10 protein-coding genes and 1 pseudogene are annotated in these 15,591 nt (G+C 44.3%); 6 read left to right on the forward strand and 5 right to left on the reverse strand.

Annotated elements, in window-relative coordinates; translation table 11 throughout:
* The first annotated feature begins 59 nt into the window (after window positions 1–59).
* From A3756_RS05745 to A3756_RS05760, 4 genes are all read left to right on the forward strand, one after another.
* Window positions 60–752, forward strand: coding sequence for a response regulator transcription factor (locus tag A3756_RS05745; protein WP_231872080.1), 693 nt, complete (start codon window positions 60–62; stop codon window positions 750–752).
* Window positions 753–828: 76 nt separating this feature from the next.
* A complete protein-coding gene (locus A3756_RS05750) occupies window positions 829–2,463 on the forward strand; it encodes a FecR domain-containing protein (protein ID WP_068553046.1) in 1,635 nt (544 codons plus the stop codon).
* A 123-nt stretch (window positions 2,464–2,586) separates the two neighbouring features.
* Window positions 2,587–5,184, forward strand: a complete 2,598-nt coding sequence (locus A3756_RS05755; RefSeq protein ID WP_068509752.1) for a CHASE2 domain-containing protein — start codon at window positions 2,587–2,589, stop codon at window positions 5,182–5,184.
* A 19-nt stretch (window positions 5,185–5,203) separates the two neighbouring features.
* Entirely contained in the window at window positions 5,204–6,070 is an 867-nt protein-coding gene (locus A3756_RS05760; RefSeq protein WP_068509750.1) for an NAD(P)-dependent oxidoreductase, read from the forward strand.
* A gap of 51 nt (window positions 6,071–6,121) precedes the next feature.
* Here the strand turns inward: A3756_RS05760 and topA are convergent, their stop codons facing one another.
* Window positions 6,122–8,785, reverse strand: a complete 2,664-nt coding sequence (gene topA / locus A3756_RS05765) for a type I DNA topoisomerase (protein ID WP_068553047.1) — start codon at window positions 8,783–8,785, stop codon at window positions 6,122–6,124.
* A gap of 241 nt (window positions 8,786–9,026) precedes the next feature.
* Here topA and A3756_RS05770 point away from each other — a divergent pair, with 241 nt between their 5' ends.
* Window positions 9,027–9,830 (forward strand): hypothetical protein, encoded by an 804-nt coding sequence (locus tag A3756_RS05770; RefSeq protein ID WP_068749923.1) that lies wholly within the window; start codon window positions 9,027–9,029, stop codon window positions 9,828–9,830.
* A gap of 156 nt (window positions 9,831–9,986) precedes the next feature.
* Here A3756_RS05770 and fadA read toward each other — a convergent pair whose 3' ends face one another.
* Both fadA and fadB read right to left on the reverse strand, forming a co-directional pair.
* Window positions 9,987–11,162, reverse strand: a complete 1,176-nt coding sequence (gene fadA, locus A3756_RS05775; RefSeq protein WP_068509740.1) for an acetyl-CoA C-acyltransferase FadA — start codon at window positions 11,160–11,162, stop codon at window positions 9,987–9,989.
* Window positions 11,163–11,193: 31 nt separating this feature from the next.
* The gene (gene fadB, locus A3756_RS05780) at window positions 11,194–13,341 is read right to left on the reverse strand and encodes a fatty acid oxidation complex subunit alpha FadB (RefSeq protein WP_068509739.1); all 2,148 of its coding nucleotides are present in this window, start codon (window positions 13,339–13,341) and stop codon (window positions 11,194–11,196) included.
* Between the two features lie 479 nt (window positions 13,342–13,820).
* On the opposite strand from fadB, the gene A3756_RS05785 reads away from it, so the two are divergent.
* Window positions 13,821–14,666, forward strand: coding sequence for a hypothetical protein (locus A3756_RS05785; RefSeq protein WP_068509737.1), 846 nt, complete (start codon window positions 13,821–13,823; stop codon window positions 14,664–14,666).
* Between the two features lie 69 nt (window positions 14,667–14,735).
* On the opposite strand, the gene A3756_RS05790 is transcribed toward A3756_RS05785, so the two are convergent.
* The gene (locus A3756_RS05790) at window positions 14,736–15,233 is read right to left on the reverse strand and encodes a hypothetical protein (protein WP_068509734.1); all 498 of its coding nucleotides are present in this window, start codon (window positions 15,231–15,233) and stop codon (window positions 14,736–14,738) included.
* 30 nt (window positions 15,234–15,263) lie between these two features.
* Window positions 15,264–15,591, reverse strand: a pseudogene (locus tag A3756_RS05795) (ABC transporter ATP-binding protein); the annotation flags it as partial.

The raw sequence follows: 15,591 nt of genomic DNA on the forward strand, positions 1-15,591 counted from the left end.
AAAGCATCTACACTAGAAAAAACACAAAAAAATAATACAGAACATATATTTAGGGGATAATGATGAAAATTGCTTTGTTAGAAGACGAGCTGGAACAAGCACAAAACCTTAGTGCGATGCTGGTAGAAAACCAACATAGTTGTGATTTCTTTCAGACTGGCAAATCTTTTTTATACGAAGTACTACATAACAGTTATGACTTGTTAATCCTTGATTGGCAGCTTCCAGACATGGAAGGTACCGAAGTTCTTAAATCGATTCGCTCAGAGCTTAGCTGGCGGATACCTGTAATATTTCTGACCTCCAGAGATAGCGAAGCCGATATTATAACGGCCCTTGATGCAGGCGCTGACGACTATCTTGTCAAACCAGCCAGACCTGGAGAGTTAAAAGCTCGAGTCAACGCCTTAGCAAGACGCTCCGCAAACGAGGTAGAAGAGCAAGAGGAGATGGTTATTGGCCCTTATGTGATTAATCTGACTAAAAGAACCATCGTGTCTTTTGGTGAAGACGTGCCACTGACCGATAAAGATTTTGATTTAGCCGTCTTCATGTTTCAGAACATTGGGCGCCTACTATCCAGAGACTACCTGTTGGAAAGGGTTTGGGGAATTTCTATCAACATCAATACTCGGACCGTCGATACGCATGTCAGTCGCTTAAGACGCAAATTGCATATCAAACCTGAGAACGGATTTCGCGTGAAAACAGTTTATCAACATGGGTACAGGCTGGAAAAAGTTGGCGACTAGAGATAAGGACAGCAGCTCTTAACCTGCTCTTGGCTAGAAGCTTTGATATTAATAATGTAGTGAGCATGATTTATTTATGAAATTTGGACGTATTGATATCCATAAACTAACGACGACAGTCATCAACTTCGTCATGCTCTTATGCCTTTCTTGTGCTATTTCTAGCGTCTTGCTAACTTCGGTATCGTTTGCTCAAACACCTCAGGTGGAAGAGTGGCACTACACGCTGCGCCCTGGCGACAACCTGCAAAAAGTCAGTCAAGGCCTTCTCAACAGACAGCACACCTGGACTGATTTAATACGTTATAACAAGATTGAACAGGTCTCGGCCCTGGCCCCTGGCTCAATTATTAAAATCCCTATGCACTGGCTAAAACATCAACCAAAACCGGCTGTTGCCAAGTCAGTTTCTGGTAGTGCCTTGATCAAACGCGCCAGCAAGAGTGTATTTAAGCTACTCAAAACAAATATGAATATTCGTGTCGGTGATGAAGTTGCGACAAAAAAAGGTAATGTTTTAATTGAGTTTGCAGACAGCTCAACCATTCGCTTGGAAGAAAATTCCAACCTGGTCTTCAATAAACTGTCCCACTTTGGCAAGACTGGCATGGTTGATACGCGACTAAGGCTCAAGAGAGGCTCACTGTCCACTGAGGTTACACCCTTGGTTAAAGGATCTCGCTACGAGATTACCACCCCATCGGCGGTAGCAGCCGTGCGCGGAACTGAATTTCGTTTGAGTACCCAGGGTAATGAAACACAGCTGGAAGTTATTGAAGGTGAAGTCTCTTTTGCTGGTGAACATGGGACGACTCAAGTTTTTGCAGGCAACGGTGCGCGCATCAAAAAAGGTAGCGCGATTATTGAGCAGACAAAGTTAGCTGACGCCCCCAAAGCACTATTTGCAGAGAGAGTTGTAGACGACCTTCCTTCAACTCTGTCTTGGGAAGAACAAAAAAGCGCCGAAGCTTATCGAGTTCAACTCACTGACAATAAGCAAAATGGAAAACTTGTTAAGCAAGGGAAAATACAAAAGCCTGAACTTGAGTTGGAACATATTGAGAATGGTGAGTATGACGTTTCCATGCGCGCCATTGACGCTAATGGTTTTGAGGGTGTCGACTCCGTTACACGCATAGCAGTGGACATTGGCACAGAGCAAGCAAAACTCATTGCGCCGCTTGCCAAAAGCATACTTGATAGTACCAAACCTACATTTAGCTGGAACTTTGTTAAACCGGATACGCTCGGAAAACTACAGATTTCCAAAGACAAAGGTTTCAACCTGCTAATCAGCCAAACAGACTTTGATGCAGCGCAGCAGATTGCACCAAGGAAAGCATTGATGCCCGGCTCATACTATTGGCGCGTAGTATCGCTTGCAGATGACGGCGAAACAGCGAATAGCGAAGTGCGTAACTTTTCTGTCCGCGGTATATTGAAACCCGTGAAGATTCTAAGTGTTAACTATATCGACAGCCAAGTTGGCCTGTTCTGGAATAAAGTAGACAATACCCAAGCCTACATATTGCAGGTGTCTGATAGCAAAAGCTTCGAAAACATTCTGAAAGAACAGACCATTGCCAAGGCTCGAGCCCACCTAAGATTAACACCTGGAAAGCGCTATTTCGCTCGGGTTAAGGGAATTGGCAACGAACTATTCAGTTCAGACTTTGGCCCAATCAAAGAGCTATATATTGAAAATGAATAATATGTTGCCTTGCAACAATAATGTTCGTACTGTCATCGGCGCATATCATTTTTTCACATGACAGCGAACATTTTTGCTAAGATGCGTTCGGCCCAACAACGACAGCAATAATAATAGAACCTTATGGCTAGAAACATTCCCGAATCCAGGCCTTATGCGCAGTACCTTTTGACTCTCGCCCTACTCGTGGTGAGCGCTTTTTTGGTCTATACACAAGCGGCCAAGCGCCTCGATCTCTTGGCTTACGACACCGCAATAAACCTCACCCCGGTTCCCGCTGACGAAAATACGGTTATCATCGCCATAGATGAAAAGAGTCTCAATAGTATTGGCCAATGGCCATGGCGGCGTGCAATCCATGCACAGCTAATTGAAAAACTAACGCAGTACAACACCGCACTGATTGCCTTAGATATACTTTTTTCAGAAAAAAGCGCTTCGCACCCAGAAGATGACCTTGCCCTCGCAGCAGCGATCAAGAATAACGGCAACGTTCTACTGCCATTGCACCTACAACCGCTGACTCACGGCGGAACACTTGTTGAAATTCTTCCGATACCTAAACTGGTTGAAGCTGCCAGAGGTATGGGTCATGTCCATGTTGACCTGGACCAAGACGGACTTGCGCGCGGACTATATTTGAACTCAGGTGTCGGCGATGCTCATTGGCCTAGCTTATCAATGGCGATGGCAAGCGAAGTTAACCCCATGATCCAATATATTCGCATGGTAGCATCAAGTAACTCTCCTTATATGTCAGTCAACACCCAATATCGCTTAATACCTTTTGCTGGCCCTGGCGGCACATTTCCGACCTACAGCTATCTGGAGGTTATGCTTGACCAAGTACCTGCTGAAGCATTTCGCGACAAGACCATTTTGATCGGCGCAACGGCTGCAGGTCTAGGCGATATTATTCCAACGCCTGTATCAAGAAGCGGCACCTCAATGTCTGGCGTTGAACTCCATGCCAACGCCTACTCTGCACTACTTAATAATACCGCTATTCGACCTGTTGATTCGGTTTGGGCTTACTTGCTGACATTTGCTTTCATCATGATCCCTATCCTGCTGTTTCCGCGACTCAAACCAACGCATGTCTTACCTTCTGCGATCCTGCTAGTACTGTTGGTTTTTAGTTTTAGCTACCTACTAATACTACTAGATAAGACCTGGTTTCCACCCATTAATGCAATCATTGGTATTTTACTCGCATACCCTTTGTGGAGCTGGCAACGCATGCGGCAGCTAAACCAATTTTTAAACCATGAGTTGGAAAGGCTTGAAAAAGAACCTGCGATTAGCTTCCGTCATATCGGTCAGCACCCGGTGCAAGAAATCTTCGAATCTTTAAATGCCCTGCTAAAACCTAAGCACTACGTTCTACTTAAAGATAAGCAAATTATTCTGCAAGATGAACATACGCCGCTTAGTTACCAGCGCTTAAAATCAACAAACAAGTGGATGCATGATGGGCACACCAGCTGGATAACCCTAGCTCAGGAATCTGACTCTGGCGTGACATCCTTCTACCATATGGGCTTTGTATGGGCTCATCCAACCAACCTATCTGAACATCAGGACTATCTAAACAAACTCGACTTCACAACACCACTAGCACGCAATAAGCCCCGATATTATGAGAAGGTTGCCAATCGAATATCACAGGTACGTGAAGCAATACATTCCATGCAAGACATGAGAACCTTTATATCAAAAGGCTTCGAAGAAATTCCCAATGCGGTATTTGTTACCGACCCTGTTGGCTTAATCGTATTTACCAATAGTCATGCTCAAACTTGGTTTTCTGAATCAAACGGAACGCTACTAGGACAAGCTATTTGTACATTGTTTGACCCCCAACAAAACATTCAGCTAAGTCAAAATATGAGTAAGGTATTAGTCAACGGCGCACAGACCAATGATGAAATCCAGTTAAATGATAGAGACGTTCAGGTTCATTGCGCCCCCTTTATTGTCGATGAAGACATTGACGCAGGCTTGATGATCACACTTTCAGATATCACCGAAATTCGCCAACAACAGCGTGAAAAAAATCAGCTTATTGACTTTTTATCTCACGATGTCCGTTCTCCGCTGGTATCACAGCTAGCCATGCTTAACGGGCTCAGAACTGGTCGAATCAACTGGGATAGCACGCTAATTGATGAAATTGAAAGCCACGCCAAAAGAAGCTTGAATCTGTCAGACCAATTTTTGCAAATCACTCGCGCAGAACAGAGCGCCGAGCAAAGCTTTTATGAGTTTGACCTGCTCAATGCAGTCGAAGATAGCATTGACTCCTTGTCCCAACAGGCAAAAGCGAAAGGCATTAATCTAGAGTTCTCTGATGAAGAACCTATCTGGCTACTCGGCAATGCAGAGTTGATTGAGCGAGCTATCACCAACCTGCTTTCCAATGCTGTCAAATACAGCCCTGAAGACACAACGGTTACAATTAAAACCCGTTGTACTCAAGATAAGGCGATTATCGATATTTCAGATCAAGGCTTTGGCATCAGTCCTGAAGAGCTTCCTTTTATTTTCAAGCGCTTTCACCGCCAAAGACAGACAGAATTAAGCGGCGATAAAGGTGCAGGTTTAGGTTTGAATTTTGTCCAGGTTGTAATTAAAAAACACAAAGGTAGCATTGATGTTCAGAGCGAAGCGAATCAAGGCACCTGCTTTACCTTGACCTTACCACTAGCAGAGAATAATTAAATACTTGGAGCAACATTCCATGACAACTAAAGTTTTGTTCATAGGTTTAGGGGTAATGGGATATCCTATGGCTGGTCACCTTTCCAAACATTGTGACCTTCACGTCTACAATCGTAGTACCTCAAAATCCCAACGTTGGCTCGAAGAGTATGAAGGCCAAATACTGCTAGACCTTAAGAAGATTGATCATAAGTTCGACCTCGTCATAAGCTGCATCGGCAATGATAAAGATCTCGAAGAGGTCTACCTGTCCGAACAAGGCCTGCTCGCCCAATGCGATAGCAAAACACTTTTTATCGATCACACCACCGCTTCCGCTGAACTCGCTAGACGTATTGACGCCAGCACTAAGCAAAAAGGTATGGCATTTATCGACGCTCCCGTTTCTGGCGGCGAACAGGGTGCAATTAATGGCCAGCTAACCATTATGTGCGGCGGCGAAGAAGCAGCTTTCAAACAGGCAAGCGACCTTATGCGGCACTATGCCAAAGCAATGAACCTGCTTGGCCCGTGCGGCTCAGGACAACTCTGCAAAATGGCCAATCAAATGGCCGTAGCCGGTGTGGTACAAGGGCTGGCCGAGGCCATCCATTTCTCAGAGAAAGCTGGCCTGGACTGCAAGCAAGTCGTCGATGTGATATCCAAAGGAGCTGCGCAATCATGGCAAATGGATAATCGTTCAGACACCATGATCGATGCCGAATACGAACACGGTTTTGCCGTAGATCTAATGCGCAAAGACTTAAACATCTGTTTATCTGAAGCTCGGAATATCGGCGCAAAACTTCCCCTAACGGCGCTGATTGACCAGTTTTACGCAGATGTACAGGATATGGGTGGTGCAAGGTGGGATACCTCCAGCTTACTTGAAAGGTTACGTAAATGATGGACATAAAAAAAGCCGCTTAGCGCGGCTTTTTTTATGTCTGACAACTCGCTACTTCTTTTTAGCTTTTGCCTTTTTAGCTTTAGGCAATGTCTCAACCCACTTTCCATCCTGGTAATGAGCCGACCAGCCAGTAGCTTTAACCTTCTCTTCGACTTTTTCTTCAGACATCACATACTGCTCTTTCGTCTTGCGGCTAAAACGGACAATCGACGGATTGCCCTTATTATCTTTCACCGGCGCTGAGAAAAGAAATTCATACTTAGTATCAATTTCATCTTTATGAGGCAGCAGTTCACTCACTAAGGGAGCACGAGTTTCACGATTCTTCGGGAACTTACTTGCCGCGAGGAATAATCCCGCAGCCCCATCTCGTAAGATGTAAGTATCTTCAACCTTCTCACAAGTTAATTCAGGCATCGGCACTGGGTCCATCTTCGGTGGCGCGGCTTCACCATTTCGCAATAACTTACGAGTATTTTTACACTCTTCATTGGTACAACCAAAGTACTTACCAAAGCGGCCGGTGCGAAGCTGCATTTCTGATGAACACTTATCACACTCTAATACAGGGCCATCATAGCCCTTGATCTTAAACTCACCCTCTTCAACTTCATACCCAGAACAGTCCGGGTTGTTACCACAAACGTGTAGCTTACGTTGCTCATCGATCAGATAACTGTCCATGGCGGTTAAACAAATTGAACAACGGCGCTTCTTACGCAAAAGTTTTGACTCGCCTTCCTCATCATCTGCACTGGCGATTTCATCACCCGGTACAAGATTGATCGTCGATTTACAACGCTCTTTTGGCGGCAAGGAGTAACCTGAACAGCCCAAAAACACGCCCGTACTACCCGTACGAACCTGCATATGACGACCACAACTAGGGCAAGGAATATCTGTCTCGGTTGGATCATTTTCACGCATACCACCATCAAGCGACTGTGCTTGGTCTAGTTGAGTTGTGAAATGGTCGTAGAAATCATTAAGAACCGCTTTCCAGTCCTTTTCATCTTGAGCAACATCATCCAGTTGTTCTTCCATCTGAGCGGTAAAACTGTAGTCCATCAGCTCAGAGAAAGATTCAACCAAACGATCGGTAACAATATCCCCCATCTTCTCGGCGTAGAAACGCTTGTTTTCAAGCTTCACATAGCCACGATCCTGGATCGTTGAAATAATCGCTGCGTAAGTTGAAGGGCGACCGATCCCTCTTTTTTCCAATTCCTTAACCAAAGCGGCTTCTGAATAGCGCGCAGTCGGTTTGGTAAAATGCTGCTTGGGATCCAGTTTATCTAAAGATAGTTCATCGCCAACCTGAAGATCAGGAAGGATGACATCATCGTCTTTCTTGCTATTCGACGGCAACACTTTCAAGAAACCGTCGAACTTCATAACACGACCACGCGTACGAAGTGTAAAGTCACCCGCTGTCACTTCCAAAGACGAACTCAAAAATTCGGCATTATTCATCTGACAGGCCACAAAGTTACGCCAAATCAAGTCGTACAGTCTCTCAGCGTCCTTCTCAAGGCTTTTTATGCCTGAGGTAAGCACCGTTACGTCAGATGGACGAATCGCCTCGTGAGCTTCCTGAGCTCCCTCTTTACTACTATATAGTCTCGGCGCATCAGGCACATACTTACTACCCATGTTCTCAGCGATATAATCTCTACATGCGTTGACAGCATCTTCACTCAAGTTCGTCGAATCAGTACGCATGTAGGTGATATAGCCCGCTTCATAAAGACGCTGAGCTAACATCATGGTTTTCTTTACACTAAAACCTAATCGAGTACTGGCTGCTTGCTGCAAAGTAGAAGTAATAAACGGAGCATTAGGCTTGGAGCTTGTCGGTTTGTCTTCTCGTTTGGAAACTGCAAACGCGGCTTTATTCAATGCCTCTTGGTGAGCTTTGATTTGATCAGCATTTACCGGACGGAAAGCGCTACCTTGATAGCGACTGACCTGAAAGCGTGTATCACCTTTTTTATCAGCACAGAGGTCAGCAAACATTTCCCAATATTCTTCTGGGACAAACGCTCGAATTTCTTTCTCACGCTCAACAATCAGGCGTACAGCAACAGACTGTACACGACCGGCTGAAAGTCCTCGTGCCACCTTCGCCCAAAGCAAAGGTGAAACCATAAAGCCAACCACCCGATCCAGAAAACGGCGGGCTTGTTGAGCATCAACGCGAGATTGATCCAATTCTGCCGGCACTTCAAAAGCTCCTTGAATTGCCTTCTTGGTAATCTCATTAAAGACAACGCGCTTATAGCGTTCATCATCGCCACCAATTGCTTCTTTTAAGTGCCAAGCAATGGCTTCTCCCTCTCTATCCAAATCGGTTGCGAGAAAGATTTGATCGGCATTCTTAGCGAGCTTCTTGAGTTCGGTAACAACCTTTTCTTTACCAGGCAGCACTTCATAGCGTGCTTCCCAGTCATTTTCCGGGTCGATCCCCATACGGGCAATTAGCTGTTCCTTGGCTTTACGCGCTTTATGAACCGCTTTTTCTTCCGGGCTCATCTTACGTGTAGCAGCAGCCTGTTTAGCACGCTCTTGAGGGGTACTGGTAGAACCCCCCCCCGAGGTAGGCAAATCACGAATATGCCCCACACTGGACTTTACGATGTAATCAGAACCGAGGTATTTATTAATTGTCTTAGCTTTTGCTGGTGACTCGACAATAACGAGGGACTTACCCATAAAACTCCAAACTAAAGTGGTTGCTCATACGCTGCAATCTAGCTGTATATTTTTTCAGCAAAACATACCCTAAAAAGAACAAACGTGAGAATAAGTTGAATATATAAGGCGACATATATATTGATTTGTAGCTAAAGGGTCAAGTCATTGCAATGTTTTTTTCTGATTTTTGAACAAACTAGCTAGCATTTTTAAAGCCTTTGCTACACTTAAAGGGAATAAAGCCTGAAACATAGTCCACATGAATAGTACACTTATAATATCTTTGATAGCCTCCATCATTGTTATCTCAATGGTTGCCAGTGGCATAAGTTATAGCCGCCAACAAGCAATGAAAAAGCGCAAGCTTCGCATTAACAAACTAAGGCAACAAGCTGATGAGCTATTAAGCTACACCTCACTTTTATTAAAAATTGATGAAAGCTACGTACTGATCACCCAAGTTCAATCTTTAGCAGTGAACGCCTTAAAAGCAGCGCAGCAATTAGCCCCCGACGATCAATTAATTCTTTCCCACTTACGAACTCAAGAGGGAAAGTTACTAAACTTCAAAAGCGGACAACGAGAAAATAAAGTCGCCTGTTATGTCACCAGTGATATTGAACTGACCCAGGCACAAAGCCAAATCGGTCAAATCAGTAAGTTACTCGACATCTATCGCAATAAAGGCTCATTAACGGCGGCAAAGTGCCAGGAGCTGCAAATTCATCTGCAAACAGTCAAGGTCGAGCTCAACATAAATAGTAACTTATACCAGGCCGACAGCTTCGCTGAGGAAGGCGATATGACGATGTATCAGATGCATATCAAGCAAGCTCTGGACTTGCTGAAAAAGACCAGCATAGATAATGATACGAAAAACACCCGCATACGAGAGCTAAGCGAACTCCTGACCGAAGCAAAACGAACAAACCGTGTCGTAGGCGAAGGTAACTTGATCAAACCTCAAGCCAAGAAGGCAAAAAAGAAAAAACCGATCAGCGACTCAGCAGAAACGGAAACCAATCAAAACGAATGTACCGACACTTCAACTGAGCAAAAATAGAAGTAGTGAGTCGACTTAAGTAAATCTACCCCCTCTTAAAACAAAAAAACCGCAGCCAAAACTGCGGTTTTTTCTTATCTTATTAAGACACACTCCCGAAGAATACTTCCTATTGCCTAAGCAATCTTCCTGGGAGCGTGCTTATCAAAGATGGTCTTACAGACGTTCCCAAATTGTTGAGATGCCCTGACCAAGACCTACACACATGGTAGAAACACCATATTTGCCGCCCTTATCTTCAAGAACATTCAACAAAGTCGTTGAGATACGTGCACCTGAACAACCTAGTGGGTGACCCAAAGCGATCGCACCACCATTCAGGTTAACTTTAGTCTCTGCAACATCTAGCAACTTAAGATCTTTCATTACTGGCAAAGACTGACCTGCGAAAGCTTCGTTAAGCTCCCAGAAATCGATATCTTCAATGGTAAGACCAGCACGCTTAAGTGCTTTCTTAGTTGCTGGAACTGGGCCGTAACCCATGATAGCTGGATCACAACCTGCAACAGCCATTGAAACGATACGAGCACGTGGCTTAAGGCCAAGCTCTTCTGCTTTCTCAGCTGACATCAACAACATTGCTGCTGCGCCATCTGTAAGCTGTGAAGACGTACCCGCAGTTACTGTACCGCCTTTAGGGTTGAAAGCTGGCTTCAACTTGCCTAGAGACTCTGCAGTCGTTTCTGGACGGATTGTTTCATCGTCCTCAATAAGAACTTTAAAACCGTTCTCATCATGACCTTCAACTGGAACGATTTCGTTCTTAAAACGACCTTCCAATGTAGCTTCGTGAGCTAGACGGTGTGAACGCGCGCCAAACTCATCTTGCATTTCACGTGAAATACCGTGCATTTTAGCTAACATTTCAGCCGTTAGACCCATCATGTTAGATGCTTTTGCAGAGTACTTACTTGCTGCTGGGTTGTGGTCGAAACCTTTAGTCATGGATACGTGACCCATGTGCTCAACACCACCCACAACAAACACGTCACCGTTACCGGTTTGGATTGCTTGTGCAGCTGTGTGAATTGCACTCATCGCAGAACCACACAAACGGTTAACCGTTTGAGCGCCAGCAGCGTGAGGAACTTTAGTTAACAATGAAATTTGACGAGCAACGTTAAAGCCCTGCTCCATTGTTTGGTTAACACAACCCCAGATTACGTCTTCAACGTCATTAGGGTTCAATTTTTCGTTACGATCAAAAATAGCATCAATCAGCGTAGCTGAAAGTGTCTCAGCACGTACATTGCGGAAACAGCCATTTTTAGCACGACCCATTGGGGTACGTACTGCATCGATGACGACGACATCTTTTGGATTAAGACTCATAGATATTCTCCGTTCGATTCTGTTTCAGCGATTAGCCGAAAAACTTCTTGCCAGTTTTAGCCATTTCTCTCATACCCTCTGTTGGAGTGTAAAGAGCACCTAGATCAGCATACTTGTCAGCGATCTTATTAAATTCTTCGATGCCGATAGAATCGATGTAACGAAGCGCACCACCACGGAATGGAGGGAAGCCGATACCGAAGATAAGACCCATATCAGCTTCTGCTGCAGTCTCTACGATACCATCTTCAAGACAACGTACAGTCTCGATACATAGAGGAACCATCATACGCTCGATGATTTCTTCATCTGTAAATTCATTGTTGTTAAGAACAACAGGCTTGATCATGTCGTAAACGCCTTCGTCCTTCACTTTCTTCTGCTTACCTTTACGGTCTAGCTCGTAAGTGTAGAAGCCTTTGTCGTTCTTCTGACCGTAGCGGCCATCTTCAAACATAACTTCCATCGCAGTACGGAACTCATTCTTCATGCGATCAGGGAAGCCTTCAGCCATGACTTCACCAGCGTGAATAGCTGTGTCCATACCTACAACGTCTAGCAAGTAAGCAGGACCCATAGGCCAACCGAATTTCTCCATGATCTTATCAACGCGCTGGAAGTCAGCACCGTCACGTACTAGCGCAGCAAAGCCACCGAAGTATGGGAACAAGATACGGTTAACTAGGAAACCTGGGCAGTCGTTAACAACAACAGGCGTCTTACCCATTGCTTTAGCGTAAGCAACTGTCGTAGCGATTGTTTCTTCGCTAGTTTTCTCGCCACGGATAACCTCAACAAGAGGCATCATGTGTACAGGGTTGAAGAAGTGCATACCACAGAAGTTTTCTGGGCGCTTCAAGTTCTTAGCTAGCAAATCAATAGAGATTGTTGAAGTGTTTGAAGTCAAAATTGTATCTTCAGATACTTGATCTTCTACTTCACAAAGAACGATGTCTTTAACCTTAGGATTCTCAACAACCGCTTCAACAACCAAGTCTACGTCACCGAAGTCACCATAGCTTAGTGCTGGATCGATAGAGTTTAGAACTTCAGCCATTTTCTCAGCTTTCATCTTACCTTTGCTTACGCGCTTAGTAAGAAGCTTGCTTGCTTCGCTCAAACCTAGATCGATACCTGCTTGCGCGATATCTTTCATGATGATTGGCGTACCTTTTAGAGCAGACTGGTAAGCGATACCGCCACCCATGATACCTGCACCAAGAACCGCAGCTTTCTTAACTTCAGATGCTTTTGGCTCAAGCGCTTTTGCTTGTGCTTTAAGTGCCTGGTCATTCAAGAACAAACCAATCAAAGAAGCTGATACTGAAGTCTTAGCCATCTTAGCAAAGCCTTTCGCTTCAACTTCGATTGCCTTGTCTCGCGCCATACCCGAATGCTTCTGCATCGCTTTAATCGCTTCAACAGGTGCAGGATAGTTAGGACCAGCTTGACCAGCAACGAAACCTTTAGCAGTTTCGAAAGTCATCATGCTTTCCATTGGGTTCAGCTTAAGCTTAGAAGTCTTCTCTTCACGACGAGCTTTATAGTCTAGCTTGCCAGCAACTGCTTGCTTAACAAGATCGATTGCTGCAGCTTCTAGCTTATCAGCATCAACAACCGCATCTACTGCACCAAACTTAAGTGCATCAGGTGCTTTGTATTCTTTCGTGCCTGCGATCCATTCGATTGCATTATCTGCACCGATTAGACGTGGTAGACGTACCGTACCACCAAAACCTGGGAAGATACCCAGCTTAACTTCAGGTAGACCGACTTTAGCCGTTGGCGACATAACACGATAGTCCGTAGACAGACACATCTCGAAACCGCCACCCAACGCAATACCGTTGATAGCAGTTACAGATGGAAACGGAAGATCTTCAATTGCACTAAATACAGCGTTGGCCTGCAAGTTGTTTGCGATAAGCTCTTCTTCAGAACCAGCAAACAAGTCAGTAAATTCTGTGATATCTGCGCCAACGATAAAGCAATCTTTTGAACTTGTAACAATCAAGCCCTTAATGCCGTTTGCGTTCTTTAAGCTTTCCGCTGCTGCGCCAAGCTCTTCAATAGTAAGTCGGTTAAACTTATTGACTGACTCGCCCTCTAAATCGAAATTTAGCTGTGCGATTCCGCCTTCAATCTCTTTAACCGTGATGGCTTTACCTTCGTAAATCATCAACTGTTCTCCAAGTTAATTATCCGTGCTGGTCTACCTACGTCCTCTGAAAGGTCGAGGCTCCAACAAAGTTTTTTTGGGCCCGCATATTTCGCGGGAATTTTCGAAATTCATACGCTCGTTTGAATTGCGTGTGCGAACCATGTAAAAAAATCCATCATTTGTCAATTATTATTGACATAAGTAAACAATTCTTTTCTAGATTTTCCAACAGAACAATCACCTATCCATTTGTTTTATAAGTTTTTTTAAAATTATGCCTTTTTAACGAATTTATTATTCCACCAAAGAACAAATTCAATACAAAGCTGACTAACATATATTCTTGAGTCTTCAGAGCGTCGATAGAATTACCGAAAGCAGACAAAATCATGCGCAAAACAAAATAATTACAATCATTATGAACTTCATTCGCCAAACGCTTGTATGTTAAGCATTAAATACTACACTGAACTAAATATCTCGTTAGAAATAAAAACATGGAGTCGCAATTAATGTATTTCAAGAACATCACTTTTAACCGCCTAAGCGCTGTTATTCCATTTATTTTCGTATTGTTGTTCACATCAACACAAAGCCATGCGGCCGAGAATTCGTCAAAATCAGTCCTGGAAAACATCTACCAAAGCCAGATCAACTCTTATTATTCTATTAATGGCTTTTATAACTTCAGTGCAAACCAAGGTGCTCAAAAAGACCTGGAAGATATCAATGCCTCGCTCACAACAATGGCCGAGCTTTTTAACGCAATTCAAGGTGAAACAGATTCGGGTGAGACCTCGGAACAGTTTGAAGCAGTCGCCGCTGCATGGAAAGCCTACCAAAAAGTACTCAAGCAGAACGTACGTGAAGTTGAGAAGACAGGCTACCCTGACCTTCGCTTAGCGGGCGACATGGCGACCAATAACATTGCACTCAATGCAGCATTAAGCGGCCTTTATGATGCTATTCAAGCAGGCGCGAGTATAAAGCCAAGTAAGACAACCCAGCTAAGCCGTGATACAGCAACTAACCTTGCCCTAATGATGACCAAGTATTCAGCAAGAACAACTTCTACGGTTAGTCAGGTATATGCAGGCGGCGATGTCGATAAAGAAGTAACGATCGATTCTCTTGCTGAAGAGTTCGGTAAACAGCTGCAAGAATTGATGGCTATGGCTGAAGGTAAACAGACCTCGTTCAAGCTATTAGATTCTGCGAATACCAAATGGGACTTCATTAAGAACTCTTACGTAAATTACAACGAGAATCGTGTTAACTTCATCGTTAACCTTTACTCAAAAAAGATTATTAATGACATTGAGCAAGCTCTTGAGACGATGTAATTAATACTTAATAGTCTGAGACATAAAAAAACCGGGCCATGTAGCTCGGTTTTTTTATGTCTCAATTTTCTAGGCTAACCAATATTTCGCATATTGCTTACAGCTTTCCAGGCAGCGCTTAACGCTTTCCACCTCTTCCAGGGATTCTGGAGACTTTTGCTGCTCTCGCCACAACATAGCTAAGCCACCTTGTGAAATCACCAAGGCTTCACAGGTCTCAGGCAAGCCCTCAAAGACCCCCTCCTTTTCCAACGCCTCTTTGAGCTCATCCCTAGCGTCAAGCTCATGTGCATCGTGATCAACACTCAGGCGGATCACTCGCGCTTTGTGTGAACTTGGCTTGGCCTCTCTAGGCAACAAACACTCATACAAGGTATAAGGACGATAATTATCTATCCAATAAAAAAGTGACTTCGCCAGTTTTTCGTCGAGCAACCTTACCTTCAGCCCCAATTCCAGAGCACGTGCGCGCATTGCCGTCAGCGACTTTTCTCTGGGTGAAGGCATAACCCATAAAACCGACCCAAATACAGCCAAAGTAATGAGTAGCGCTACCCACAAACCCATTACACTGGCCCTCTATCGTTACGCTCTGATTTAAGCATCTTCCAACTCCATCCAACGTTCCATAGCAAGCGACAACTCATCTTCAAGTGCCGCTAGTTCAGCCGTAACAGATTCTATTTCTTCATGGTCTTTTTGATAAAACTCAGGCGACACAATAAGAGCCTGAAGCTCTTCAATCCTCGACTCCATTTTCTCTATTTTCGCAGGCAACTGTTCCAACTCGAGCTTTAATTTATAACTCAATTTTTTTGGTTTATTCTGCGAGACAGCAGGACTTTGTTTCTCGGTGGAACTGCTTGTTGGAACAAGTTCTTTTTCAAGCGGTTTAGCGGCATTGTCCTTATCGTTTGTATACTGC

The organism is Oleiphilus sp. HI0086 (assembly GCF_001635225.1).

Coding starts and splice junctions, on each gene's coding strand:
- A3756_RS05745 (WP_231872080.1), top strand. CDS start 60: ATGATGAAAATTGCTTTGTTAGAAGACGAGCTGGAACAAGCACAAAAC.
- A3756_RS05750 (WP_068553046.1), top strand. CDS start 829: ATGAAATTTGGACGTATTGATATCCATAAACTAACGACGACAGTCATC.
- A3756_RS05755 (WP_068509752.1), top strand. CDS start 2,587: ATGGCTAGAAACATTCCCGAATCCAGGCCTTATGCGCAGTACCTTTTG.
- A3756_RS05760 (WP_068509750.1), top strand. CDS start 5,204: ATGACAACTAAAGTTTTGTTCATAGGTTTAGGGGTAATGGGATATCCT.
- topA (WP_068553047.1), bottom strand. CDS start 8,785: ATGGGTAAGTCCCTCGTTATTGTCGAGTCACCAGCAAAAGCTAAGACA.
- A3756_RS05770 (WP_068749923.1), top strand. CDS start 9,027: ATGAATAGTACACTTATAATATCTTTGATAGCCTCCATCATTGTTATC.
- fadA (WP_068509740.1), bottom strand. CDS start 11,162: ATGAGTCTTAATCCAAAAGATGTCGTCGTCATCGATGCAGTACGTACC.
- fadB (WP_068509739.1), bottom strand. CDS start 13,341: ATGATTTACGAAGGTAAAGCCATCACGGTTAAAGAGATTGAAGGCGGA.
- A3756_RS05785 (WP_068509737.1), top strand. CDS start 13,821: ATGGAGTCGCAATTAATGTATTTCAAGAACATCACTTTTAACCGCCTA.
- A3756_RS05790 (WP_068509734.1), bottom strand. CDS start 15,233: ATGGGTTTGTGGGTAGCGCTACTCATTACTTTGGCTGTATTTGGGTCG.